Source organism: Litoreibacter meonggei (assembly GCF_003663885.1).
Lineage (GTDB): Bacteria > Pseudomonadota > Alphaproteobacteria > Rhodobacterales > Rhodobacteraceae > Litoreibacter > Litoreibacter meonggei.
Genome location: NZ_RCCE01000006.1, coordinates 1 through 23,764 on the forward strand (window position 1 = coordinate 1; position 23,764 = coordinate 23,764).

The 23,764-nt window shown below is 54.4% G+C and carries 25 protein-coding genes and 1 tRNA gene; 15 read left to right on the plus strand and 11 right to left on the minus strand.

Annotated elements, in window-relative coordinates; translation table 11 throughout:
- Positions 1-390: 390 nt before the first annotated feature.
- Both BCF46_RS16010 and BCF46_RS16015 read right to left on the minus strand, forming a co-directional pair.
- Entirely contained in the window at positions 391-1,548 is a 1,158-nt protein-coding gene (locus tag BCF46_RS16010) for a DUF2235 domain-containing protein (protein WP_121026658.1), read from the minus strand.
- 202 nt (positions 1,549-1,750) lie between these two features.
- A complete protein-coding gene (locus BCF46_RS16015; protein ID WP_121026661.1) occupies positions 1,751-2,722 on the minus strand; it encodes a hypothetical protein in 972 nt (323 codons plus the stop codon).
- A 288-nt stretch (positions 2,723-3,010) separates the two neighbouring features.
- On the opposite strand from BCF46_RS16015, the gene BCF46_RS16020 reads away from it, so the two are divergent.
- From BCF46_RS16020 to BCF46_RS19880, 3 genes are read left to right on the plus strand one after another with little or no spacing between them, the layout of a single operon-like run.
- The gene (locus tag BCF46_RS16020; RefSeq protein WP_121026664.1) at positions 3,011-3,931 is read left to right on the plus strand and encodes a transglutaminase family protein; all 921 of its coding nucleotides are present in this window, start codon (positions 3,011-3,013) and stop codon (positions 3,929-3,931) included.
- A 42-nt stretch (positions 3,932-3,973) separates the two neighbouring features.
- Positions 3,974-4,828 (plus strand): STM2901 family protein, encoded by an 855-nt coding sequence (locus BCF46_RS19635; RefSeq protein ID WP_147436010.1) that lies wholly within the window; start codon positions 3,974-3,976, stop codon positions 4,826-4,828.
- Entirely contained in the window at positions 4,825-5,178 is a 354-nt protein-coding gene (locus tag BCF46_RS19880) for a hypothetical protein (protein ID WP_211332832.1), read from the plus strand. The genes BCF46_RS19635 and BCF46_RS19880 overlap by 4 nt, the downstream gene beginning before the upstream one ends.
- 330 nt (positions 5,179-5,508) lie before the next feature.
- On the opposite strand, the gene BCF46_RS16035 is transcribed toward BCF46_RS19880, so the two are convergent.
- Together BCF46_RS16035 and BCF46_RS16040 are read right to left on the minus strand one after the other, a co-directional pair.
- Positions 5,509-7,038, minus strand: a complete 1,530-nt coding sequence (locus tag BCF46_RS16035) for a recombinase family protein (protein ID WP_121026672.1) — start codon at positions 7,036-7,038, stop codon at positions 5,509-5,511.
- 186 nt (positions 7,039-7,224) lie between these two features.
- Positions 7,225-8,394 (minus strand): type IV secretory system conjugative DNA transfer family protein, encoded by a 1,170-nt coding sequence (locus BCF46_RS16040; RefSeq protein ID WP_121026675.1) that lies wholly within the window; start codon positions 8,392-8,394, stop codon positions 7,225-7,227.
- Positions 8,395-8,584: 190 nt separating this feature from the next.
- Here BCF46_RS16040 and BCF46_RS16045 point away from each other — a divergent pair, with 190 nt between their 5' ends.
- From BCF46_RS16045 to BCF46_RS16060, 4 genes are all read left to right on the plus strand, one after another.
- On the plus strand, positions 8,585-9,112 hold the full coding sequence (locus BCF46_RS16045) for a DUF3768 domain-containing protein (RefSeq protein WP_121026678.1): 528 nt from the start codon (positions 8,585-8,587) through the stop codon (positions 9,110-9,112).
- On the plus strand, positions 9,112-9,396 hold the full coding sequence (locus BCF46_RS19810) for a hypothetical protein (protein WP_121026681.1): 285 nt from the start codon (positions 9,112-9,114) through the stop codon (positions 9,394-9,396). Before BCF46_RS16045 ends, BCF46_RS19810 begins: the two co-directional genes overlap by 1 nt.
- A gap of 383 nt (positions 9,397-9,779) precedes the next feature.
- Entirely contained in the window at positions 9,780-10,127 is a 348-nt protein-coding gene (locus BCF46_RS16055; protein ID WP_121026684.1) for a helix-turn-helix transcriptional regulator, read from the plus strand.
- The gene (locus BCF46_RS16060) at positions 10,114-10,602 is read left to right on the plus strand and encodes a hypothetical protein (RefSeq protein ID WP_121026687.1); all 489 of its coding nucleotides are present in this window, start codon (positions 10,114-10,116) and stop codon (positions 10,600-10,602) included. The genes BCF46_RS16055 and BCF46_RS16060 overlap by 14 nt, the downstream gene beginning before the upstream one ends.
- Positions 10,603-10,821: 219 nt before the next feature.
- On the opposite strand, the gene BCF46_RS16065 is transcribed toward BCF46_RS16060, so the two are convergent.
- The 6 genes from BCF46_RS16065 to BCF46_RS16090 all read right to left on the minus strand — a co-directional run bounded on the left by BCF46_RS16065 (position 10,822) and on the right by BCF46_RS16090 (position 15,763).
- Positions 10,822-10,898 (minus strand) — tRNA-Arg (locus BCF46_RS16065).
- Positions 10,899-11,370: 472 nt separating this feature from the next.
- Complete coding sequence (locus BCF46_RS16070; RefSeq protein WP_147436011.1) at positions 11,371-11,724, minus strand: hypothetical protein; 354 nt, start codon at positions 11,722-11,724, stop codon at positions 11,371-11,373.
- A 12-nt stretch (positions 11,725-11,736) separates the two neighbouring features.
- Entirely contained in the window at positions 11,737-12,099 is a 363-nt protein-coding gene (locus tag BCF46_RS16075; protein ID WP_121026692.1) for a hypothetical protein, read from the minus strand.
- Positions 12,100-12,191: 92 nt separating this feature from the next.
- The gene (locus BCF46_RS16080; RefSeq protein WP_121026695.1) at positions 12,192-13,595 is read right to left on the minus strand and encodes a sensor histidine kinase; all 1,404 of its coding nucleotides are present in this window, start codon (positions 13,593-13,595) and stop codon (positions 12,192-12,194) included.
- A 24-nt stretch (positions 13,596-13,619) separates the two neighbouring features.
- Positions 13,620-15,038 (minus strand): dihydrolipoyl dehydrogenase family protein, encoded by a 1,419-nt coding sequence (locus tag BCF46_RS16085; protein WP_121026699.1) that lies wholly within the window; start codon positions 15,036-15,038, stop codon positions 13,620-13,622.
- A gap of 2 nt (positions 15,039-15,040) precedes the next feature.
- The gene (locus BCF46_RS16090; RefSeq protein WP_245990204.1) at positions 15,041-15,763 is read right to left on the minus strand and encodes a TVP38/TMEM64 family protein; all 723 of its coding nucleotides are present in this window, start codon (positions 15,761-15,763) and stop codon (positions 15,041-15,043) included.
- Between the two features lie 287 nt (positions 15,764-16,050).
- Here BCF46_RS16090 and rpmH point away from each other — a divergent pair, with 287 nt between their 5' ends.
- The 3 genes from rpmH to yidD are packed head-to-tail and all read left to right on the plus strand — an operon-like array spanning position 16,051 to position 16,832.
- Positions 16,051-16,188 carry a 50S ribosomal protein L34 gene (rpmH, locus tag BCF46_RS16095; RefSeq protein WP_073142323.1) on the plus strand — a complete coding sequence of 46 codons (138 nt, stop codon included), beginning with the start codon at positions 16,051-16,053 and terminating at the stop codon, positions 16,186-16,188.
- Between the two features lie 27 nt (positions 16,189-16,215).
- Positions 16,216-16,614 carry a ribonuclease P protein component gene (rnpA, locus tag BCF46_RS16100; protein WP_121026705.1) on the plus strand — a complete coding sequence of 133 codons (399 nt, stop codon included), beginning with the start codon at positions 16,216-16,218 and terminating at the stop codon, positions 16,612-16,614.
- Entirely contained in the window at positions 16,611-16,832 is a 222-nt protein-coding gene (gene yidD, locus BCF46_RS16105; RefSeq protein WP_021101917.1) for a membrane protein insertion efficiency factor YidD, read from the plus strand. Before rnpA ends, yidD begins: the two co-directional genes overlap by 4 nt.
- On the opposite strand, the gene BCF46_RS16110 is transcribed toward yidD, so the two are convergent.
- The gene (locus BCF46_RS16110; protein ID WP_147436012.1) at positions 16,829-17,941 is read right to left on the minus strand and encodes an alpha/beta hydrolase; all 1,113 of its coding nucleotides are present in this window, start codon (positions 17,939-17,941) and stop codon (positions 16,829-16,831) included. The two genes, yidD and BCF46_RS16110, sit on opposite strands and share 4 nt — an antisense overlap.
- Between BCF46_RS16110 and ttcA the strand changes: the two genes are divergently transcribed.
- The 5 genes from ttcA to yihA all read left to right on the plus strand — a co-directional run bounded on the left by ttcA (position 17,882) and on the right by yihA (position 23,686).
- Entirely contained in the window at positions 17,882-18,772 is an 891-nt protein-coding gene (gene ttcA / locus BCF46_RS16115) for a tRNA 2-thiocytidine(32) synthetase TtcA (protein WP_121026710.1), read from the plus strand. The two genes, BCF46_RS16110 and ttcA, sit on opposite strands and share 60 nt — an antisense overlap.
- Positions 18,773-19,021: 249 nt before the next feature.
- Positions 19,022-20,344, plus strand: a complete 1,323-nt coding sequence (locus BCF46_RS16120; RefSeq protein WP_170157963.1) for a putative bifunctional diguanylate cyclase/phosphodiesterase — start codon at positions 19,022-19,024, stop codon at positions 20,342-20,344.
- Between the two features lie 125 nt (positions 20,345-20,469).
- Positions 20,470-22,296: a membrane protein insertase YidC gene (yidC, locus tag BCF46_RS16125; RefSeq protein WP_121026716.1), complete on the plus strand. Its 1,827-nt coding sequence runs from the start codon at positions 20,470-20,472 to the stop codon at positions 22,294-22,296.
- The gene (locus BCF46_RS16130; protein WP_121026719.1) at positions 22,293-23,036 is read left to right on the plus strand and encodes an MOSC domain-containing protein; all 744 of its coding nucleotides are present in this window, start codon (positions 22,293-22,295) and stop codon (positions 23,034-23,036) included. The genes yidC and BCF46_RS16130 overlap by 4 nt, the downstream gene beginning before the upstream one ends.
- The gene (gene yihA / locus BCF46_RS16135) at positions 23,033-23,686 is read left to right on the plus strand and encodes a ribosome biogenesis GTP-binding protein YihA/YsxC (protein ID WP_121026722.1); all 654 of its coding nucleotides are present in this window, start codon (positions 23,033-23,035) and stop codon (positions 23,684-23,686) included. The genes BCF46_RS16130 and yihA overlap by 4 nt, the downstream gene beginning before the upstream one ends.
- Positions 23,687-23,764: the final 78 nt, after the last annotated feature.

Consider the following 23,764-nt stretch of genomic DNA (forward strand, 5'->3'; position numbering starts at 1 on the left):
CACTGCCAGCACGCCGCATAATCACAGCAACCAGATGAGCCAAACTCTCTCTTAGATTAAGCAGCTCTTGGTTCCAAAAACTCTGACGACGGACAGTATCGACTTTCAGCTTGATCGAAGCGATCTTGCGGTACTGCCAACTCTTCGGCCAATTTTTCAATTGCAATGTTGTACCCGTATCCAACGTCTGAATGAGTATTCATCAAAATCCTCTTAATCTAAACATGTTCAACTTAAAGTGATGATGCAGTGGCACGATTGCAATCTCTTTGGGTGAATAAATTTCGGCTTATTCCAAAGCCTAGGGTTTGACTTCCGCCGACCAAAGTCCGCAATTAGGGCTGCAAGTGCAGCATGGGGATATCCAATCAGAAGGAAGGTTTGGGTCGTTTATAGTTTGTACTCAGTTTGATCGGCACGAGCAGTGGCGGAAGGGTGTATCTCCGCTGATCCTGGACGTTGTCTGCTTTCGCCCAATGGAAATAGCTTCCCCCAGAAACTGTTGCTACTTTTGCCTAGGCTGCGTAGGCGTGGGAGAAACTCAAGTACCCACCATAGACCGATAAGCGATTTGTTTAGTGGAGCTGCTACGTTTGGCGGTGCGTAATATCTAGTCGTGTTTTTCGGCAAGTCGCCATTCACCAGATGCTTAACCATGCGGTTCCTGAATTTCAGGCCTTTGGCATCAGCCTCTTCGACCATCCAAGCCAAAGGAAATTTCGCTGCACCGCTCTTCTCCTCCGGATACCCACCGCCAACATCACCGTGAACGCCAGCGAACCACATTTCCTTTGAGTCCTGTTTGATGACTAATGAGTGGTCATCTTTCAGGAAAGGATTTGGCCGAAACAGTTGATCGGCTTGCCACGGAGTTGGGCGAAACATTCGGCGGCGCTCATCAATTGCGAGTGCATGTCTGAAAACTTCGACGGCATCGTTCTTCTCAACTCCCGGCAAGTCTTCAATTGATGGAAAGTATAACCTATCTGGTCGTGGAATGATCACTGATCCAACTGTATCCCAGCACCCCAAAAAGTGAATAGTTGGACGCGCCGTACGGAGTGTCTCATTGAGCCGATATGCAAGCGCCGGCATTTGGTTTGTCTCGGAACGCTTGTAAGTCGTCAGAGCGTATTGGATCAGATGGTTTTGATGTGGCGCGAGCAGCCCTACTGTACGAATAAATGCCGCCAACACCCGCACAGTGTAAGCACCGCGGCTGAACCCAAACAGCCAGATTTCATCGCCGGGCCGCCAATTCTTAACTAAAAATCGGTAGGCTTCGACGATATTGTCATCCAGTCCATAGCCAGTAAGCAATCCAAACACGCCGCGTGATTTGTTCTTCCATGCCCGCCAAGCACCACCATCACTAATTGTCCCAACACCTGGGTCGTAGAAAACGACTTGATCCTCCGTTTGTTTGACGCAGCGATAAAACTTAAGCACGTTGGATTCGGTTTCTGCAATCTCATTGCCTGTTCCATCACAACAAACGACGAGACGCCGCGTTGAGGGTTGAACCGGCGGTTTGCGGACTTGTGGCAATGGTGGTCTCCAATCGTTCTTGATAGACTAATGGGAATTCACAAAACGACATGAAAACAGATTTGGCAATGTCCAACCTTTGGGATTGTCCTGCCTTATAGCTTTGCGGAGGAATGAAATTTCCGGACCGCGTGTCAGTGGCTGTTTGGAGGAAGTCGTAACAAAACAGTAGTAGAATCCATTAATTTCCAAAAATATGCCGCTATCCCTGAAGAAAGCTGAGTAGACCTTTCAGCCAGTCAAACCACACGCTTAGAAATAGGACAGCTGGTAGAGAGAGTTTGATGAAGATTTCAACAAGCCTAGTACCGTGGGGAGCATAAAGGTCTGCAATCGGATTCTGTTTGAAGTTTGGTTTAAGTTTCTCGATTTGGAAATACGAACGAGCAAGAGACCAGACCGTAACAAAATAGAAAGCAAAAATGACCGCAAATATTATCACAACTTGCGCTGCATATAATTTGCTCGCATTGGGCGTTATTCCGGAGAAGACGAGCCAAATTAGAAGATATGCGTAGGCGAAATAGGTTAACCAAGAAAGAGTAGCGTCTAACGCAACAAGCGGCTTGTTAACAAACTCTTGAGCGGATGTGGTCGCTTCATTCCAGTCTATCGCCCTAAAATCCGTTAAGGAAGCAAGATATCCTGAAATTGCAAGGGCAAGAAGCAAGTAGAATCCTAGGTAGCCAACAAGGTCAAACACCCAGCCCCATGTGCCGTTGATGCAATAGCTGCTCCAAGTAAAGAATAGCTTGTCTGCGTCCAAAATGGATGTGTACAGATAACGTCCTTGATCCAGAACTAGCAGCGCCGAGGACAATGTAAGTCCCGACAAAACTATGGTACGGCTGAACTCAAAGCTGCGCGTGACGTTTAATACAAGAAAGCAAAAGGCAGTGCCTAACGCGAGAACGATTGATTCCGCGAAGAACATCGGAAATATCCCCACAATCACCGCGTCATGCGACTGGAGGAGCGCGGCCTGATCTTCGCATTTCCCTACAAAGAAGTAGATTCCTTGGGCATCAAAGTTTTTGTACTGAGACACTATGTTCTCGCCGGTGTTTGTCCCTCTATTAAAACCAATAATTAGTTGAAGTAAATTGCCGATGACTGCGATCAGAAGAGCAATCGCACTAACCGTCCATCTATTTGCTGTTTCAGGTTTCGTCATAAACTATGGGTCAACGAAACGAACATCGAGGTCAAGCCTCTCAGGCTATTGAACTCATTGAATGGCCGCTTTGGGAACGACGCAGCGCAGCACAACGCGACTTCTACAACGTCGGCTTTGGGCCGACCTTTCGGTGGGCAGTCCAGCCTGCAGCCAAGCATGCAGCAACCGATCAAATGGCGGCAGTGAGCCCATAGTTACCGATGCTGCTTGGTGTCTAAATGTCCGCTCTTGAGTTGCTGGCAACAGCATGTCAGCTTCGCAGAAATTGTTTTTCAGGAATTTCCTATGCGTTTTGTTTTCATGGTGTTTATACTGTTAGCGTTTTCGACCTCGGCCATGGCCGATATCCGATCCAGTGTAAAATCGTTGTTTGAGCAAGACATGGACGTTCTCGATTTGGCCCGTGTGAAAATCGAGGTCGACCGCCTGATCGATCCGACGATCAACGTAGATAAGCAGCTCGCTGAGATTGACTGGATGGTTGCAACTATTGAGCGGATGTTGCCGCGCAACGCTGACAGCTGGGCCAAGGTCGAGACAATCCGCAAGTTCATCTACGAGGCCGGCCCGTGGAATGACAATCGCGCCTTCAGCTATGATCACGATGATCCTTATGGGCTCGATGTCCGTAACAAGCTTTTGGCTGATTACATTCAGGATCGCAGGGGCAACTGCATCACCATGCCGTTCTTGTTCATTATCCTTGGTCAAAGGCTGGGGCTGGATGTAACGCCCGCCACGGCGCCGTTGCATGTGTTCGTGAAGTTCACTGACGATCAGGGCGTGACGCATAATCTGGAAACCACCAGCGGGGCTGGCCGTGCGCGCGACAGCCACTACAAAAAACTCCTGCCGATCACGGAGGCTTCTGTGGTGAACCAAGTGTTCATGACGCCGCTCACCCGCGAGGAGACGGTTGCTGTGATCGCGGTGGTGGTCGTTGAGAACCTCAACAGCCAAGGCCGCTATCAGGATGCCATGGCTGTCGCGGACATCGTGCTCGATCATTACCCAAACTTTGCCTATGCGATGGTGAAGAAATCCACCTCAGCCTATTATCTGCTCAAGTCGAAGTTCTATGATCCGTATCCCAATGTGCAGGACGTGCCAGAAGACCAGAAAGCCTATTTATCATACCTGCAACAGGTCAATCAAAGCGGCTTTGACAAGGCTGAGTCTTTGGGCTGGCGGCCAGTGCAACGCTAGGTTAGCATCACTGCATTAGACGATTTTGAGAAAGCTATTTACATGACCCATGTTTTGAACAGAATAATCCTTACTGCGATCCTTGCGCTGTTCGCAGTCCAAGCTAATGCAATGTGGATACAGCCAGATTGGTATGAAGTTACCCAGCCAGGCGTCGGAACAAACCGATATGCATACTCAGGTAATGATCCGATTAATAATTTTGATCCCCTTGGAAATGATTTTTCTAAAGCACCTGGGGATTATGACTTTAGTGAAGAAGGTGCTGCCCGTGAAGAAGCTGAGATGCAAAATAGAGACCTTGATGGTGTGACCGATGGTATAATCATTGACAAAAGTATCGGTCATCTTTCGTCAGGTCCTGGTCGTTATAGAAGTACTCAGAAGTACTTAGAGGCGGTAGCAAGTGGAAAAATAGGCCCGCAAAATAGTGAAATTTCACGTAAAGAAGCACTTGCGAATATCCGTGATCTTGGCGAACAGTTTGAACAACGTAGTCTCGTTTGCGATGCAAGCTGTGAGGCGATGGTGCCAGGACCGGGGCAAACTTCTGCCATAGGGGCAAGTGTCGCTGTCGTAGGAGGAGTTGCAGCGGGCACAAATAGCATTCCGACTAGGGGTAAGTTCAAAGGCAGTACACCCGGAACATCTCCCGCATCTATTGCTGCGCGCCAAGCGTTTGGAAATACGAGAATTCCTGGAAATGTGCGTTTACCTGCGCCTACAGCAAAAGCGCCATTGCAGACTTCAAATCGGGTGGGAACTGTTGTGGGTCGTATAGGTCCTATAGGGGCAGTTGTAGGCGGTGCTATCGTAGGCACCCAAGTCATTAGGCGCGATAGCCAAGTTCTTCAATGCATGTCATCTTGCTACTCAACTGGGTTTTTAGATAGATGACCCAAGACCTATCAAGAGAAATTGTCGCCTACGTCAGAGACAAAATTGAACGCGGGCTACCTGAAAGTCTGGATTTGGAGACTGACCTAGCCAATGATGTTGATTGGCTTCAGATGCATGAAGATGACCGCCTACCAAGCTTTTTGTTTTTTTTCTGCCGAGATTTCGAGGTTTCGTCTCCCGATTGGCCGTCTTGGAAAAGACGTTCTGAAGGTGATTTTCTTTCTAAACTATCGTCATTTTTATCAAGGGAAGGTCCAGACATACAGGTTTTTTATAACACAGACATACCGTCCTTGAAAATTGGATCTCTTGTCGAGATGGCTCATAGAAAAACGTGGATTCTTTAAAAAGAGGTTTTGTCTTTAGATGTGGTTGCTGAGCTAGGTGACTACTAACGCTTAAGAAGCGCTTTCCAAAAACCACTGGGACGCTTGTCTTCAAGAGGCGCTATCGCCATTTATCCCAATTCTCTTTCAAATCAGTCGCTCGATCATCGCGATCAGATACCCCAAAACCGCCATTGGAGCTGATGCAGCAAAAGGTAGCAAAGTCCCGCATTGTGTGAATTCGGCCAACGCTAATTTTGCAGTTGCAGCGAAAGTCCGGCTCGATGGAATGCCGTAGCATCGCGGAGGTGGGTGAAGGGCTGCTAACGGTCGGCTTTGTCGAGAAATGCACTACCTTTCTCTCGTGTCCAGCCCAGCAGATCCCGATTGCTTGTCGATTGCTTGTAGAGATCGAACTTCAGAATTTCCGAGCGCGGCAAAGACGTTGCTCGTCATCGGCGTTTGGTCTGGTTTACTTGCGGCCCCTACCGACTTGAGCTCAACCAACCAGCTAGCAGGGGTTGCTGCTAGAACGCCATCAACGACGCAGACCGTTTCAAAGCAGTTCTTGATCATTGCTCGCTTCTTGGGCTTTGGTGTCGCACTATACAAACGGGATAGATTTGTGGCGAATTCAATCAGTTGGACAACATCTTCTTGATCTGTCCGCTGCTTTTCAATGGCGGCCAATTCCTCTCGCAATTGCTTCAGTTCAAAGTCGTAGTTCTGTTTGCGTACGTCATAGTCTGGTTTTTCTATCGCTCCATCAACTAGCAAATCAGTGAGGCGGTCCTGCCTCGTCTTCGTGTCCGCTAGACGGAGTTGCAAGGACTTCTGCATGTCCTTGCGGCCAGTATCCACCAACCACGCCTGTACATGATTGGCGATGGTTTCCTTGTCCTTCGAACATATCTGAACGTGCTGAAATGCCCGAAGAAACTGCTCCTCTAGCGCGTCTTCTCTGGCTGTACGCTGCTGACAATCTGCTGTGTGGCAGCGGTAGTAGATGTGGGTTTTTTGTCGCTCCCCAGTAAGTAGCCGTTGGCAGTTTACACATCGCAGAAGGCGGCGGAACAACAGCCGATGCTTGGTCGCCCTCTTTTGCACCCGATCTGCTTTCACTTCGGCAATTCGTCTGAACTGGCCGGTAGTAATAAGAGGTTCATGCTTCCCGTCGTATAGGTTCCCACCACCCTTCATCTTGCCGCAATAAAATGGATTATTGAGAATTGCATCGACATTACGCCGCACCACCAGACGCTCACCATAGCCTTTGAGGCCACGGCGTTGCATTTCGGCGGTTAAGCTGGTGATTGAGTATTCGCCAGACCCGTAGAGTTCGAACAAAGTGCGCACGAGCGGTCCTTTGATCGGGTCAATCGCTTTGAGATTGCCGCCACCCGTGTCGAGATACCCAAGGGGTGCTCGGTATGGATATATCCCCTGCTTCAATCGCCCGTACAATCCCTTCTTCACCTCAAGGCTAAGGTTGCGGCTGTAGTCGGCGGCGAGGGCCATCTGGATGTCCGCTAGGAGACGCCCACCACGGCTATCAAAATCCAGGCTGTCGGCTGCAAAGTGAATTTTCACCCCCAGCTGAGACACCTCGTCCAATCGGGCCCAGTCCGCATAGTTCCGAGACGAGCGGTCGATCTTGTGCATGATGAGGCCCTCAGCGTCGCCGCGTTTGAGGCGGGTCATCATGGCATCAAAAAGTGGACGGCCAGCTTTGGCCGCCGTCTCCCGCTCCTCATACCACTCTACGATTTCGATGTTGTTCTGACTCGCAAAACCCGTGATTGCATCTTTTTGGGCTTCAAGGGAGGCACCATCGCCTTGCCTCACCGTTGAAACCCGAATGTATCCAAAACAGGGTTTCATGAATTTGCGTTTGTATCTTCGGACTCTACCAAATCCTCAGGATTTTGCGAATCCGACCACGGCCATTGCCCTGTGCTTTTGAGAAGCTCGAAGACTTCTTTGCAATGCATGAGGTGCCGTTCCAAATGTTCATCATGTTTCATTGCTCAATGATAGTCAGATATTTTCTCTGTCCTAGCAGCCACCTCATCCCCCACCGCGATATGGTGAATACATCGACGCCGAGAATGGCACCAACCGCTGCCCTCGATGCATGACCTGCACCGCTGCACGATAGTTGGGCTGGTTCTGCAAATCGTGCACCGCAAAGTTCGGCATCAACCGCGCCAGCAGGGGTGCGTCCTTCGCCCCCACCCGAAACGCCACCAAGTTCCCCACATTCCCAAACACGGCGTCTGCAACGTCATTATCGGTCTGGGACAGGTACTGGTGGGCTAACACCAACCCCAAGCCGTATTTGCGGGCTTCAGACAGCATGTCCGCGAAGGACTTGGTGGTGAGGTTCGGGAATTCATCGACATAGAGAAAGAAGGGACGGCGGGCGGGTTCGGGCAGGCCGTGTCGGGTAGAGGCGGCGAGCATGATGGTTGAGGTGATCAGACCGCCCAGAATGTTGGTGATGTCAGCCCCCAGCCGCCCTTTGGCCAGGTTCACAATCAAAACCTGTCCCGTGTCCATCATGTGTCGAAACCGCAGCAGCTCGTCGGGTTCGCACAAGGCCGTCCGCACCGCTGGCTGAGCCAGGAACGCCCCCAGTTTGTTTGCGATCGGTGCAACCCCGTCCGCGCTGCCTTGGTAGTTCATCGCAGGGAATTCGGTCTTCCAGAAGAACTGCACTTGCGGATCGGTGATACGGTCAACCACCTGTCGTCTGAACCCCTTATAGGTGAGAAGTTTGAGCACATCGCGCAGGTCAGCCTCTGGTTGCTCAAGCAGGGCTAGAAGCGAGAACCGCAAGATATGCTCCATCCGTGCGCCCCAGGCATCAGGCCACTGCTTTTTTAGCGTTTCAATCAGCCCTGAGGCCACCAGTGGCCGATGCAGGGCCGAGACCTTAGCGAGCGGATTATACCCGAGCGGACAAGCTGGATCGGACACGTCCCAATACTTGTGTGGGACAGACAGATCTCGGTGCAGGTTTTCCGCTAAGTCGCCATGCGGGTCGATCAGGCAAAAGCCGGTGCCACTCTGCGCATCTTGCAGGGCGAGGTTGTGCAGCAAAGTGGACTTTCCAGTGCCCGTCTGCCCGATAACATACAAATGCTGCAGGCGGTCTTTGGTCTCTAGGCCAAACGGCCCAGGTGGATGATAGCGACGATATGCCAGCCCAAGTGTATATTTGTCATTTGTTTGCATGGGCTGATGATCGCGCGATCAGCAATGAACGACTAGCAGGTTGGATATCACCCTTGGCGATATAGTGACTGCTTTGTTGCGCAGAGTCAGTCTGGCATCATGAAACCAGATCAGTTCTTTCCCGCATCGCCTTTCGTCGGGCCCGCCCAAGCATTCCGCTTGGACGCGCCCTATCGAAAGGAGATGAACGATGAACCAGAAACCGGAAACCACCCCAGAGACGATCAACAGTGTTCCAATCTGCCGCACCTGCGGCTCAGAACGGGTCGCCAAAGACGCCTGGGCTTGCTTCAACCGCGAGAGCGGGTTGTGGGAGCTAGAGCAGGTGTTTGATGCCGAACACTGTCACCAGTGTGAGGGTGAGACCAAGCTCGATTGGATGCCTGCTGACGCCCTGCAGAACAAACGGGTGCGCGAGCTCAATGACCGTTTCAGGACACTTGGAGGCAACGGCACCGTCGTGGTCACCAGCGGCATCAAAGCTGCGGGTGATGCGTTCCTGCGGACTGCAATTGAGGCCGTGCAATCCTTCACGGATTTCTCGGAAGAAAACGATCCGTGGGGTGAGCATGATTTTGGGGCGGTTTCGATTGAAGGTCAGAAAGTCTTCTTCAAAATCGACTACTATGATCCAGATCTGAAGCAGGGGTCCACGAACCCAGCCAATGAGGCGCTCACCCACCGCGTCCTGACCATCATGCTGGCGAGCGAATACTGATGGCAGCGGGATATCAAACCTTCACATTTGTCTGGTGTGATCGTCAGGTCGATGTTGCGCACCAAGCCCACTGGCTAACGGGCTGTCCGTGGCACATTGAACTGCGATGCAAAGATCGGTTGCCGGTGACAGAGACGGGCTATCGATCAATCTTCGTACCTAGTATGTCGTTTGCGAGTGATGCTGCGGTTCAGGAGTTTGTGTCAGAACTGCTTGATCAGGCCGCCACCGACAAAGCGTGGCTGCGATACCTAGAAGACAGTCGTCAACTCAAGCTCTTCTAAAGAAGCGCTGCTCCTAGTCGGAGCAGCGTTTTTGTCGCATATCGTGAAATAACTGCAAGATTTGGCTCGATATTACGTCAAGACGTAGACAGCTTGTAGTGAGGTCAGCCGCTTCACTTATGGTTGTTTGCATCAGTCGCTTTCCGAGCGCAGCCGATCAGCATTGACCATTTTGGATTGATCCTTGGTGATAGACGGGCGTTTGTCGCCAGAATGCAGCCCGCATTCTGGACCATGAAGCCCCGATTGATCATCAATGTGTTCGTCCGCTTCCCTATACCCAGTCACCGTATAGTTTCTCGCGATATTCTGCCTGCTAGAGTGTCGCGTTCTCTCACCATAGACTGAAGCTCTAGACGATTACTAAATAACCAAAAAAGTCTATGAGTACCCAATTTGCCCTCGACCTGCGCCTTGCTCGCAGGAAGGCGGGCTATACCCAGGCAGATGTGGCCCATCTGCTGTCTGGACACCAGTCACTGGTGTCTGATCTTGAGCTCGGTCTAAAACGGCCTAATCTCGAGCAAATCATTGAGCTGTCGCTGCTCTATGGCAAGTCGTTTGAAAGCTTCTTTGGCGAGCTGTTGGCCGAGCGGCAGCGTGTGTTGCACAAGCGGCTGGGACGTCTGCCAAAGGTCATCAAGCCATCAGCACATACCTTTAACCGGACGAGGTCGCTTGAGCGTTTGCGCAAACGGCTAAAAAGCCAAATCGAGTATGGCGGCGCTTAGTGTGCTGGCGATTGCCGTCGCTTCTGGCAAGGCGGGCTACGTGTTTCTAAGCGGCGGCAAGCTGCAAGACTGGGGCATCACCGTGCAAGCGGTGCGCTCTGGCAATGAGTTGGTTGGTTTTGTGCAAGGGCTGATCAATGAGTTGCGACCGGACGTAGTGGTGACGGAAGACTGCACGGTCTCAACTTGCCGCAAGGGTGACAAAGCCAAAGCACTCATTCGATCGCTAGCTAAACTAGCCAGCCACAACGGTGTGCTAGACGTCGATGTTCCGCGACCCCGTACGTATCAGTCCAAGTATGAAGAGGCCGAAGCCCTGGTCACAACATACCCAGAAGTGGCTGGTCATCTGCCGGTGCGCAAACGCCGGATCTTCGACTTTGAACCCCGCAGCATGGTCTTGTTTGAAGCCATTGCGCTGGCGCAAGAAGTGATCAATGGTCCACCAAAAAGGGTGGCCGCCGCAATGGGATAGTCCCAGAATACGTTCTTTGAAACTGCCCAATGAGGGGCAGTTTTTGTTTGGAGGCTCCGGCGCTCGTCTTTGCGTGTCAGTACGTTGGCTTGCGATGGCAGTTCAATTTCTAGTCTTGCAGTCGGCCTGCGTCGCAAGAAAAGTACACGATCTAAGAGACTAAAAAGAGACTAAAACTAAAAAAGCCTCAGCGATTTCTCGCTAAGGCTTTGAATTTTATGGCGCGCTGGGGAGGATTCGAACCCCCGACCCCTTGATTCGTAGTCAAGTACTCTATCCAACTGAGCTACCAGCGCGCGGGTTGAGGGCGATGTAACCTTGCCCCCCCGTCATTGCAAGCCCAATTTAGTTAGTTCCCAAAAGAACATTGTTTGAAGCTCGTGTTTCGCCATTTTTTGGCAGTCCTGCGCCGATGCAATACGGTCCAGGTTTGATCCGTAGCAGCTCGGTTGCTGCATCGTCAGTTGGAAATATTTGCTTCATCCGGAACGCATCGAGGAAGCCGTAGTTCGACCCACCTCCGATCGGAGGATCCAGACGTTGTTCCTTGAGCGGAAGGATTCCATTGCGCATTCAAAGGTTCTGGAGCGGAGTCAATTCGGGCTGATCGCGCGTCGCGACTTCGTCGCCAACGAATGCCCGAGTGTCAGATGGCCCCGGATACACTTCTGGTATATCATGTGTCGTGGTCGCAAACTCAGCTCACTGCCCGAAAATGGTAAGGGCAAGAGACATCACAGCGTACGGATGACCCTCATAATCGCCGCATTACATCGACGATATGGCCGTTGTCATTCTTTCGCGTTTCGAACGGGATTGTAACTTCTGTAGCTCGCTTTTGGACGCATCGCTTTTGCCGACGCTCGCCATATTTCCGCCGCCGAACCACCCATCCGTGGTATCACGAACCGTGTCCCAGAACGTTTTTTCAGGCACCGGTTCAGGTGCCACAGATCTGAAGCCAGCGACACGAGCACCCGGCTTTGCAATCTTTGCTTGCCCCGAGAACGTGCCGTAGTTTTTGTCAGTCGAATAGTCTCCCCGACCAAATCCCAAGACCAACAACAGCATGAAGATACTGAGACTAAACAGCGCCATCTTCCAAACTACTTTAGTAACCATCTCTGCCCCAATCTATGATCCATTGTACAACACGCCCTTGGTGCGGGTGTTGAAGGTTTTGTGCCCCTTGCGGCGCAGCTCTAATTTGCGAAACTCGGATTTGAGATGTTCTGCCTGCCGTTCTGCGTCCAAATCCGCACCAAACCATGCGCGGACGCTATCCACGAAACTGACATCCGTGGCATAAGCCCCTTTGGCCGTCATCGCGAAGTCTTGAGTGCGCTCACCGACTTCGGCGGTCTTTGCACCATTGCTGTCGACCGATGCATAGACCATCGGCGCCTCTTCAGGATCGGTGATGGCAAAGCCCGCCATGATCACCAACATGAACATGCCTGCCGTGCCGAGAATTACATTTCGATAGAAGTTACTCATTAGATCAGAATTTTCCCACTTCATATTTAGGGGAAATATGGCGATCAATGCAGGCGAAACCTTGGCAGATATGGGGAAATGTCTTGGAAAACCTACTGGGCCGCTTGCCCGAACAGGGCGTTTTCCTTGGGCAAGAACAGCTGGAATTCGGTGCCCTTCTCATCAGACTGCACCAAACTAAGCGCACCGCCATGTCCGCGCGCAAGCTCTGCGGCGATGGCCAAACCTAACCCCGTGCCGCCCTTTCTGACGCCGCCTTCAAAGGCGGTAAAAAGGTTCTCACGGGCCTTTGGAGGCAAACCTGGTCCATTGTCCGACACCGTGAGTCGCCATCCATCAGCAACCTCGTCACCGAAAATTTCGATTATTCCGGGCTTGCCCGAGGCCTCCAAAGCCTGTCGCGCGTTGCGAACCAGATTGCCAAGGATGCGGTACAGTTGCTCCCCGTCACAGCGCACCATCATTTGCGCAGGCACATCCCAATCAAAACTGATATCGCCCGACGTCGACAATTGCTCGCTTTTCAATACGTCGTCCACAATGTCTTGCACTTGTATCATTGCCAATTTCGGCGGTGCCTCGTCCACTCGTCCAAAAGCCAGCGTCCCTTCGCACAGATTGACCGCGCGGCTAAGCGAATTCACCAACTTGGGCGCGGATCGTTGCACCGCCGGGTCGTCCGAGCGCTCCATCCGGTCCGCCAATAGCGTTGCAGTGGTCAGAATATTTCGAAGATCATGGCTGATCTTCGCCACCGCCCCACCAAGTTGCGCCAGACGCTCTTTTTGCTTGAGCGAGCCCGTCAAACGGGTCTGCAACTCCGCCAGCGTATCCTCGGCCGCGCGCAATTCAGTTATAGACGACGTCGGCTGAATAACCCGTCGCGCATCTTCGGGCGCCAGCGCATAGGCTTCCATCGAGGTGACCACACGTTTGATCGGACGCACCATGAAATGGCGCACCGCGAAGAACAACAACGCCGCAGAGATAATCGAGATAACCGCCGACAACGCCAGAACGCGCAGCCCATAGTCAATCATCGCCGCCCTCAGTGGGGCTTGCGGCATCGCAACTTCGATCATGGTGCCAGCAGCCCGTGTAGGCGACCCAATTACGCGAATGACACCTTCCTGCGTGTCAAACAGCTGCTTCATTGCCCCAACGATCAGATAAGCTGCTGACGGTTCGCGCAAATCCACCATGGTTGTCACTGGTCCCGGCACCGGCGACGACAGGACCAGTTGGCTGGCAGCATCACGCCGCAAGACCACGTTGTAGACGCCCGCATTGTCCAGCAATTCCTGCGCCAATTCGGACGTTATGCTTTGATCTTGCGATGCCAGAACAGACAAGGACGCAATCTGGGACTTCTCCAGCCGCGCCAGAAGATAGTCCTGCCGGAACCGCGCCACCGAAGGCACGAAAATTAGCACCTCCGCGATCATCACAAAGATGATCGTCAGCAAAAGGAACCGACCTGAGAGCGAATTAATCACGCATCTGTCTCCAGCAAGTAAGGTTTAGGGCAGGAACTTTTGCACAAATCCAACAACTTTCTTCACCATATCGCTTTCAAATAGTCTTGGGGAGAAATAGGCACCCGCCGCGCGTTTGTTAACCTCTCCAAGCGTCGGATATGGCGCAATCATTCCTGCAATCTGGCTCATCTTCAGGCTATTTGCGAGGGCAAGTGCCCAGACGCCGATCAAATCCCCTGCGCTAGCACCCACAATGGAGGCCCCTACCGGGCGCCCTTTTACCACCATGACTTTGATCAGACCCGTGGTTTTACCTTCGGCGATTGCGCGATCGTTTTCATGAAACGGGAAACGGTATACTTCGGCCTTATCCCCATGTTCCTCACGCGCTTGAGCTTCAGTTAGGCCAACCTGCGCCAGTTCGGGATCAGTATAGGTAGCCCACGGAATGTGGCCTTGCTTGGCCTTTGACGGTAATCCGAACAGGATGGAGCGGATCACCACACCCGCATGATAGCCCGCCACATGGGTAAACTGCAGCTGCCCCGCCACGTCACCAATTGCATAGACCTTTTTGTTCGTGGTCTTCATTGAGGTATCGACCTCGATGCCACTGCGGGAATAGGCGACGCCCGCTTTCTCCAGATCCAGATCGTTGACGTTCGCCGCGCGCCCCACCGCCATCAAAAGATGCGTGCCCTTGAAGACACGCCCGTCTTTGGCCTTCACAGTAATCTCGCCCGCCCGACCCGAAATCTCTTCGGCCAGCGCGTCTTCCTCAATGACCATGCCCTCTTCACGCATCCGGTCCAGCACAATGGCAGCAAGCTCTGGGTCGTCTTTGCCCATTGCCTTCATCCCCTCGATTACGGTGACCTTGGAGCCCAAGCGCAGATGCGCCTGCGCCATCTCTATCCCGATCGGCCCGCCGCCAACTATCAACAAGTGCTCCGGCAACTCGCGCAGGTCCCACAGACTCTCGTTAGTCAAATACGGTACCTTCTCAAGCCCCGGAATAGGCGGAACAAAGGGCGATGAGCCGGTCGCGACAACAATGCGCCGCGCAGTGATTTCCATGTCCCCTGCCTGAACTGTGTTCTCGCCCGTAAACCGTCCACGCTCGCGGATCACCGTTACCCCCAGACCCTCAAAGCGTTCTTCGCTGTCAACAGGTGCAATCGTTGAAATTACGTTATTCACATGATCCTTTGCAGACGCGTAGTTGATCTGAGGCACTACATCCGCCACACCAAACTTCGATCCATGCCGTAAAGCGTGGGCTTGCTTGCCCGCCGCAATCAGCGCTTTGGACGGCACGCAGCCATAGTTGAGGCAATCGCCCCCCATCTTATGGTCTTCCAGAAGCACCACTTTGGCGCCCATCTGCACCGCTCCTGCCGCTACGGATAATCCGCCAGAACCGGCACCAATGACCAGCAGGTCGGTTTTGATCTTGTTCATGGTCAAATACCTTCTTTGCCGCGCACGGCCTTGAGGATTATCGGCAGAAGCGCAAGCGCGCAAAGGCCAAGGATCGGCAGCAGAATATGCGGCTCGAAAATGATGCCTAAGTTTGGCGTATCACCGCGCTCGAACACCTCGCCAAGCCCGGCGCCGACCGAGGTATAGACGATGGAACCGGGGATAATGCCGAAAAAGGTCGAAATCACGAAACGGCGCAGCGGGACCTCCACCAGCGCAGGCACCAGATTGGCCACGAAGAACGGCACCGCAGGCACCAGACGGATCAGAAACAAGACGGACCACTGATTCTCATCGATTCCGTCTTTAATCTTTTTCACCAACCCCTCGCTACTCTCCATCTTGGCCGCCAGCTTGTCGCCAAATCCCATCCGGGCCGCGGAAAAGATGGCCGTGGCCCCGATAGTGGCCCCGATGATATTGTAGATAAACCCCGGAAAGGTCGCGAATAGGAAGCCGCCGGTCAGCGTGGCAATCGCAGCACCCGGAAGCGAAAAAGCCACGATCACCACGTAAATGGCGATGAAACCTAGCACCGCCAATAGGTAGTTCGCGTCGCGAAAGGCAATCAAGGCCTCGCGATTGTCGCGCAGCGCATCAAAGCTCAGGTAATCGCGCAAGGTAAACGCCCCCAGCAATGCCACAGCGACGATAATTAGAATCGGCAGTTTCTTCTGAAAGGCCGATTTTTCGGTGTTAGTCATCATGTCCGCCATGCGTCAGGTTTCCTAAGGGTCTTGCTGCCACGTTATTGGGCGAAAACCTATGAGTTGGATACTACCGCTCACGGGTGCTTGATCGAGGGTGATGGAAATACCCCCTTCATGGCCATTTGACGCGAGGTAGGTTACAACATACAGATCAATTGTTGCAGAAATGGGCGGGTTTGCCCGTTGACGCAGAACGCAGGGCTGTCTATGACGCAGGCTCTGAACACATGTGGGTTCGAATCCACGATGGATTTGCCCCCCGATCCGCAGGAGCCTCGCTCATGAGCAAACGTACATTCCAACCATCGAACCTGGTTCGCAAACACCGCCACGGCTTCCGTGCGCGCATGGCAACCAAAGCTGGCCGTAAAATCCTGAACGCGCGCCGCGCGAAAGGCCGGACGAAGCTGAGCGCGTAAGCGCCCTTCTTCTTCCTTTTGACTTAGATGCCGCCGGAGGCCCACGTAACAGGACAAGACGTCCGCGTTGCGGATGCGCCACCGGCGGCTTCCGTTCGTCTGGAGGTCATGCGCAAACGCGCCGACTTCCTGCGCGCCGCCCGCGCCAAACGCTCTGGTCAACCGGGCTTTTTGCTGCAAGCCCGCAAGCGCGATGACGACGACGCCCCGCGTGTCGGCTACACCTGTTCCAAGAAGATTGGCAACGCCGTCATCCGCAACCGCGCCAAGCGCCGCTTGCGCGAGGTCGCCAAGCTGGTTCTAGGCGTTGAGGCCAAGCAAGGCTGGGACTACGTGCTGGTAGGCCGCCCGAACGAGACCGTCTCCCGTCCCTTCGACCAACTGGTCGCTGACCTGAAACGCGCCGTCACCAAGGTACATCATTGACCCCGCTGGCATGGATATGCGCCCTGCCCGTGCGCGGCTACCGCGCCGTGTTCAGCCCGTGGGTCGGCCACAACTGTCGCTACGACCCAACCTGTTCCGCCTACGCGCTGGAAGCGCTGCAAAAGCATGGCGGCATCAAGGGCTCTTGGCTTGCCGCCAAACGTATCGCCCGCTGCAATCCGTGGGGCGGCATGGGCGTGGACGACGTGCCGGATTAGGGCTTCAAAGCCAACGTCCCCAGATTGGTGCGCGTTCGCGTCGGCAATGCGTCCGCCGCACCCCCTGCCAAAGTCAACGCTGCGTCCCTCAAGAACCGCGCATCCTCAAACCACCAGCGATGCGAAAACAGCTGCGCCTCGGTATTGTCAGAAAACGTCGGTTTGATGTGGCGATAGCGCTCGGTCGCATACAAATCGACATGCTCCGCAAAGACCAGATCGGGCATCCCGCTCAAGCCGACTCGCGGCTTGCCGTGATAAACCACAGCCAAAGTCAGCACCTCATCGTCGTTCGAGTAGTAATTCGTCAGCCGCCTCGAATGATGCTGCAACACCAACGCCCCCGCTGTCCCCTTCTCGAAGTCGCGCCGATGCGCATCCCCCGAGGCCAGCAATATCTGGTCCACTTTCCACGCCCCCGATCCGGACCCGCTGCTATCTCCGAACCGCGCGAAGCCGTCCAGCGTGATGAACGCCCCCATCGAGTGACACATCAAATGCACGCGCGGCTTCCATGCCGAGTCGAGCAGCGGCAAAACGCCCCCTTCGACCAGATACTTCCCCACCTTCCCCGCCATCCGCAGGTCACGAGCATATGCCGTGCTTTTGCCCCGACTTGGCCAGTCGAAGGAGATAACCGCGCCGCGATACCCTTCCGCGCGCAATCCGTCCTCGATCAGCTTGTGCCGAGCCAGCATGTCCCGCTGTCTGGTGTTGAACCCGTGCATATAAATCAGCACGTCGTCGCTTTGGGCTTCTGCCTGCGCGGCCGCGACGAAGGCGTCACGGTCCAACAGATGTGACGACCATTTCCCGTCCGGTCGCTGTCCTTGAACCGACACGTAGCGCGTCAGGCTGGACATGTTGTTGGTGAATGTATTGGTCTTGGTATTCAACGCACGGCGGGAGAAGAACAACGTCACGGCGGCCTCCGATCCTCTTTGGGTCTGCCCGACTATAGCCGTGCCCGCTCCAAACACCAAAACACTGGCCGCCGGTCGGTCAGATGCGTCTTCCTTTGCCCCCGCCGCCACCCTATAAACACCGCCATGCTGGACAAACCCGACACCCCCGACGAGCCGCTCGACGACATTCACGCGCTGTTCCACGGCGCCCCCTCGACAACCGAGTTCAAAAAGCTGCGCAAACGCATCATTCGCGACACCCGTCAGGCGATCGACGATTTCGGCATGGTTGAGCGTGGTGCCAAATGGCTCGTCTGCCTGTCCGGCGGAAAGGACAGCTACACCCTGCTCGCGGCGCTGACCGAATTGCAATGGCGCGGCCTTCTGCCGGTTGAAATTCTGGCCTGCAACCTGGATCAGGGCCAGCCAAACTTCCCCGCGACGGTGCTGCCGGAGTTCCTTGAAAAGATGGGGGTGCCACACCGCATCGAGTATCAGGACACCTATTCCATCGTGAAGGACAAGGTGCCAGCGGGCCGCACCTATTGCGCGCTCTGCTCGCGCCTGCGTCGCGGCAACCTCTATAGAATCGCCCGCGAGGAGGGCTGCTCCGCTGTCGTGTTGGGCCATCACCGTGACGACATTCTAGAGACGTTCTTTCTCAACCTGTTCCACGGCTCCCGCCTGTCGGCAATGCCGCCAAAGCTGCTGAACGAGGAGGGCGACGTTTTCGTCTACCGCCCGCTCGCCTATGTCTCGGAGGCCGATTGCGAACGCTTCGCCCGTGACATGAACTACCCGATCATCCCGTGCGATCTATGCGGCTCGCAAGACGGGCTCCAACGCCAGAATATCAAGCAAATGCTTGATATGTGGGAGCAAAAATCGCCCGGACGGCGGCAAAAGATGTTCCGCGCGCTGACCAACACCAATCCCTCGCATCTGCTGGACCCGAACCTGTTCGACTTTGCGGGGCTGACCCGCGATCCGGTAAAAATTGAGCAAAACCCTCCAAACTTGCTGTCGGCTGATTAACACGCTGAAAAGCATGCGGCCCTAGGTTCACCTCGTGAGAGTGCGAAAGGGTGAGCGATGGGACTGCTACGGGTGCGGGCAAAGAAAATATTTGAATTAAGATCCATGACACGGTTTGGATTGGCAGCCTTGCCAGTCTTGGCCGGGATTGCCTATGGCACTGGGCGTTGGTCGCTACTCGCGTGGGCATGCTTCGCTATCCCTGTCCTGTTGCTCGGCATACGTCCCGCAGAACCAAGACCCTACCGAATGCAACTGCGAAGCGGCGGGAAAGTACACATCGACGCCGCATTGGAAGCGGCTCTTGCTCAATCTGACAGCAATCAACGCTGCGCCGCTATGATGTTGGAATTAGATGAACCAGACACCTTGCAGGACAGATGGGGCGCGGCAGGCGTCGAGGTTATAATGTCAACGCTGACCGACAGGCTGTGCTCCATGCTTCGCAGCGGTGACGTCATAGTGCAGCAGGACGCTACCCGCTTTGTCATATCTCTGCCCAGCATTCGCGTTCCTGAACTCGGGGCTGTCATCTCGCTGATTGAGAGGCTACAAAAAACCGCACGTGCCGCGATCCCAGTGGACAACGCAAATGCCTATGTCACGCTAAGCGCAGGATTTTGCCTCGAAAATCGAGCGCCCTCCCGCTCGGCGCAATCATTAAGACAATCGGCTCACCTGGCCCTGCTGGACGCCATATCTCAAGGTGCTGAAAGCGCGCGAGGCTACTCTGCAAGCACAACGCCCGATCTGAGCCAACCGGAATCCTATACACATGAAGTTTTGCAAGCCTTGCAAGATGGGCAAATTGTAGCGTGGTTTCAACCGCAAGTGTCTACCGATACGGGTCTCGTCACTGGCTTTGAAGCCTTAGCGCGCTGGAATCATCCGACGCGTGGCGTGATCGCCCCAACGGAGTTTTTGCCCGCCTTGGAAGCCGCGCAGGCTATGGAGTTGTTAAGCGAAACCATGCTTCAACACGCCTTGCGCGCGATGCGGGCATGGGACGTCGCGGGGCATAAAGTTCCCTCCGTCGCGGTAAATTTCGCAACACAGGACCTGCGCAATCCCAGCCTGATCGAGCGGATCAAGTGGGACGTTGACCGCTTCGAGATGGCCCCCACCCGCCTGACCGTCGAAATTTTGGAAACAGTAGTGTCCGAAAATGATGACGACATTATAACCCGAAATATCAGGGCTTTGGGGGATCAGGGCTACCGCATTGACTTGGATGACTTTGGCACAGGCCATGCCTCGCTCGCCAACATCCGACGCTTCGACGTAGACCGCATCAAGATAGACCGTTCGTTCATCACACGCGCAGACGAAGACCCAGAGCAGCAACGCATGATCAACGCCATCATCAGTATGGCCGATCAGATGGGAATCGACACAGTGGCTGAGGGTGTAGAGACTATCGGTGAGAAAAGCATTCTATCGCAACTCGGCTGCACCCACATGCAAGGCTACGCAATTGCCCGCCCGATGCCCTTTGATCAAACGCTGATTTGGCTGGAGGAACATAGAACCCATCGATCGAAGACAAGTTACTTCCCGCGTCGCAAAGCCTAAGCGGATTGAATTCTGAGCCGCGACTCCGGGCCCAAAAACATGGCATTTGGGCCAATACCGCTTGACCTTTCGGTCCCCAGCCTATTGAACCAGCCTGACTTAAAATGACAGGTGGCGGCCCCGTAATGGACGATCAAAACAAGAACCTCATTCTTGCAACTGCGCTCAGCTTTTTGGTGATCCTTGGTTGGTTCTTCTTCTTTCCGCCAGAAGAGGCCGTGCGAGATCCGAATGCCACCCCCACCGCGGTGACGCAATCTGATGGGACGGCCGTTCTTCCGCCCGCCACAACGGGCGCAACTCCTGCGCCTGCGCCCGTTTCGATTGCTCAAACCCGCGCCACTGCATTGGCGGAAAATACACGTCTGAAAATCGAAACACCTAGCCTGAACGGCTCCATCTCGCTGACCGGTGGCCGCCTCGACGATCTGTCCCTGTCCACTTATCGCGAAACGCTTGATGCAGAGTCCGACAACGTGACCTTGCTATCACCCGTTGGCACCGAAAACGCCTATTACGCGCTTTACGGTTGGGCCCCTTCCGGCAATCTCACTTATGAGCAAGTGCCAGGTGCCAACACAAAGTGGACCTTGGCCGAGGGCGAAACTCTCGCGCCCAACGCCCCCGTCACCCTGACTTGGGACAACGGCGCAGGTCTGATCTTCAACCGCACCTTCACCGTCGACGAAAATTTCATGTTTACGGTTACCCAGAAGGTCGAAAACGCAACAGGCACTGCACAACGCATCCAGCCTTACGGCATCGTGGCCCGCCATGGAGAGCCGGAAATCGAGGGATTTTTCATCGCTCACGAGGGTGTTGTAGTGATGGCCGATGGCGTACTGGCCGAAATCGACTACGACGACATGCCGGACTTCCCAACCATACCTCGTGAGGCCGCAAATGCGGAAGTGACGGATGTGGGCGAAAACGGTTGGGTTGGCTTCGCTGACAAATACTGGATGACGACCCTCATCCCCGACAGCACGACCCCATTCACCTCCGTGGTCAAATATGTGCCGGGCGCGGACATCTATCAAACTGAAGCGCGCCTTCAGCCCGTCGACATCGCCGCTGGTGCAACCGCCGAAGTCACCACACGCCTTTTCGCCGGCGCGAAGGAATGGGAAGAAATCAAAGCCTATGAGGCCAACGGCGTCTACAACTTCATCGACAGCATTGACTGGGGTTGGTTTTTCTTCCTCACCAAGCCGATTTTTGCGGTGCTGCACTGGCTCAACGCCATTATCGGCAATATGGGTTGGTCAATCATAGCGCTGACTTTGCTGATCAAAGCCCTGCTTTTCCCACTGGCCTACAAGTCCTACGTTTCCATGGCGAAAATGAAGGAACTCCAGCCACAGATGGAGAAGATCAAGGAAAAGGCTGGCGACGACCGCCAGAAACTCCAGCAAGAAATGATGGAACTGTACAAAAAGGAAAAGGTAAACCCTGCCGCGGGCTGCCTACCGATTTTGCTTCAGATCCCGATTTTCTTCTCCCTCTACAAGGTGATCTTCAACACGATCGAATTGCGTCACGCGCCATGGATCGGCTGGATCCGCGACCTCTCTGCACCCGATCCCTCCTCGATCCTGAACCTGTTCGGTGCCCTGCCTTATGCAACGCCAGAGCCCGGCTCAATCTTCTACATCCTTTCGCTCGGTGTACTGCCAATCATCCTCGGCATCTCTATGTGGTTGCAACAAAAGCTGAACCCAGCTCCCACTGACGCCACGCAGGCGATGATCTTCGCTTGGATGCCGTGGGTGTTCATGTTCATGCTGGGCAGCTTCGCGTCAGGCTTGGTCATCTACTGGATTGCAAACAATATTATCACCTTCACCCAGCAGTACTCCATCATGCGGCTTCAAGGGTACAAACCAGACGTGTTCGGCAATATCATCTCTGGCTTCAAGCGGGAGAAGAAGCCCGCAGGTGAGAAAAAGTGACGGCAGCTCTCGCGCATATCTGGCGGCACCCTATCAAGTCGCATGGGCGGGAACAGCTTTCGGAAGTCACCCTTCAGGCGGGCCAAACCATGCCTTGGGACCGCACATGGGCCGTCACCCATGAAGGCGCGCGCATAGATGGCTCCGAATGGGCGCATTGCTCGAACTTCTCGCGCGGGGCGAAGGCACCTCAGCTGATGGCGATCAATTGTGATCTGGATGAGACCACGGAAACCGTGACCCTGTCGCACCCTGCGCGCGAAACTATCGCGCTCCACCCCGAGCGGGACGCGGCCACTCTCGTCGAATGGGTTCGGCCGTTGATGCCAGAAGATCGTGCGCAATCGGCAGCCATTATCCGCGTTGCCGGTCGGGGCATGACGGACACTCCGTTCCCATCGATCTCGATAGCCAACATCGCGACCCATCGCGCGGTAGAAGGTAAACTGGGTAAGGCCCTGTCAATGCAACGCTGGCGCGCAAACCTTTGGCTCGACGGGCTGCAGGCTTGGGAAGAATTTGATTGGATCGGGAAGACACTGCACCTCGGCGAGATCGAAGTTACCATTGAAGAACGCATCACACGTTGCCTAGCAACTACGGCCAACCCCGAAACAGGCGACCGCGACGCCGACACGCTCGGAGCGCTCAAGACTTGGGGCCATCAGGATTTCGGTGTCTACGGCGTCGTGAAGAACTCCGGCACCATCCGCTGCGGCGACAAGGCACAGATCATATGACCAGCTTCACCTTCCAGATCGCAGAAGAGCCGACACCCGAAGAAGCGGAAAAAGGCCGCGTCCTTTTCGCGGGTGAAACAGACTTCCTAAAAGGCGTCGTGGCAATGGACGGAATGCCTCCTGCCGACCGCTTGGAGGTTTGCTTCGCTGGCCGTTCCAACGTCGGTAAATCCAGCCTGATCAACGCCATAACAGGCCGCAAATCTTTGGCTCGGACGTCAAATACACCCGGCCGCACGCAGGAAATCAACTTTTTCACGCTTGCCGAAAGCCACTACCTTGTTGACCTTCCCGGCTATGGCTTCGCCGAAGCCCCCGTCGCCATCGTGCAAAAATGGCAGCGCCTGTTGAAGGCATATCTATCGGGTCGCCAAACCCTGCGTCGCGCGTTCGTTCTGATCGACTCGCGCCATGGGGTGAAACCGGTGGACGAGGAAATCCTGTCCCTCTTGAACAAATCCGCGGTGACATTTCAGGTCGTGCTGACCAAGACCGACAAGCTGAAGAAGGGCGAGATCGACAAGGTCGTCGCGCAGGTCAGCACTGCGCTGCAAAAGCACCCTGCCGCCTTCCCCGAGATCGTTTTGACCTCGTCCGAGAAAGGCATTGGCATCCCGACCCTGCGCCATATCATCGGCACTTTGGTTTAATCGGCACGGCTTGGCAGCTGACGCACCTCACGATACAACTTTCGACACCCGCAACTGACCGGCTCACCATGAAAAAGC

Excerpts from the sequence above, each read along its gene's own strand:
- BCF46_RS16015 (WP_121026661.1), bottom strand. The coding sequence starts at position 2,722 with ATGACGAAACCTGAAACAGCAAATAGATGGACGGTTAGTGCGATTGCT.
- yihA (WP_121026722.1), top strand. The coding sequence starts at position 23,033 with ATGACCAGCTTCACCTTCCAGATCGCAGAAGAGCCGACACCCGAAGAA.
- BCF46_RS16120 (WP_170157963.1), top strand. The coding sequence starts at position 19,022 with ATGCAACTGCGAAGCGGCGGGAAAGTACACATCGACGCCGCATTGGAA.
- BCF46_RS16040 (WP_121026675.1), bottom strand. The coding sequence starts at position 8,394 with ATGCAAACAAATGACAAATATACACTTGGGCTGGCATATCGTCGCTAT.
- BCF46_RS16085 (WP_121026699.1), bottom strand. The coding sequence starts at position 15,038 with ATGAACAAGATCAAAACCGACCTGCTGGTCATTGGTGCCGGTTCTGGC.
- BCF46_RS19635 (WP_147436010.1), top strand. The coding sequence starts at position 3,974 with ATGACCCATGTTTTGAACAGAATAATCCTTACTGCGATCCTTGCGCTG.
- ttcA (WP_121026710.1), top strand. The coding sequence starts at position 17,882 with ATGCTGGACAAACCCGACACCCCCGACGAGCCGCTCGACGACATTCAC.
- BCF46_RS16075 (WP_121026692.1), bottom strand. The coding sequence starts at position 12,099 with ATGAGTAACTTCTATCGAAATGTAATTCTCGGCACGGCAGGCATGTTC.
- rnpA (WP_121026705.1), top strand. The coding sequence starts at position 16,216 with ATGCCGCCGGAGGCCCACGTAACAGGACAAGACGTCCGCGTTGCGGAT.
- BCF46_RS16035 (WP_121026672.1), bottom strand. The coding sequence starts at position 7,038 with ATGAAACCCTGTTTTGGATACATTCGGGTTTCAACGGTGAGGCAAGGC.
- BCF46_RS19810 (WP_121026681.1), top strand. The coding sequence starts at position 9,112 with ATGGCAGCGGGATATCAAACCTTCACATTTGTCTGGTGTGATCGTCAG.
- BCF46_RS16060 (WP_121026687.1), top strand. The coding sequence starts at position 10,114 with ATGGCGGCGCTTAGTGTGCTGGCGATTGCCGTCGCTTCTGGCAAGGCG.
- rpmH (WP_073142323.1), top strand. The coding sequence starts at position 16,051 with ATGAGCAAACGTACATTCCAACCATCGAACCTGGTTCGCAAACACCGC.
- BCF46_RS16020 (WP_121026664.1), top strand. The coding sequence starts at position 3,011 with ATGCGTTTTGTTTTCATGGTGTTTATACTGTTAGCGTTTTCGACCTCG.
- BCF46_RS16055 (WP_121026684.1), top strand. The coding sequence starts at position 9,780 with ATGAGTACCCAATTTGCCCTCGACCTGCGCCTTGCTCGCAGGAAGGCG.
- BCF46_RS16090 (WP_245990204.1), bottom strand. The coding sequence starts at position 15,763 with ATGACTAACACCGAAAAATCGGCCTTTCAGAAGAAACTGCCGATTCTA.
- yidC (WP_121026716.1), top strand. The coding sequence starts at position 20,470 with ATGGACGATCAAAACAAGAACCTCATTCTTGCAACTGCGCTCAGCTTT.
- BCF46_RS16045 (WP_121026678.1), top strand. The coding sequence starts at position 8,585 with ATGAACCAGAAACCGGAAACCACCCCAGAGACGATCAACAGTGTTCCA.
- BCF46_RS19880 (WP_211332832.1), top strand. The coding sequence starts at position 4,825 with ATGACCCAAGACCTATCAAGAGAAATTGTCGCCTACGTCAGAGACAAA.
- BCF46_RS16070 (WP_147436011.1), bottom strand. The coding sequence starts at position 11,724 with ATGGTTACTAAAGTAGTTTGGAAGATGGCGCTGTTTAGTCTCAGTATC.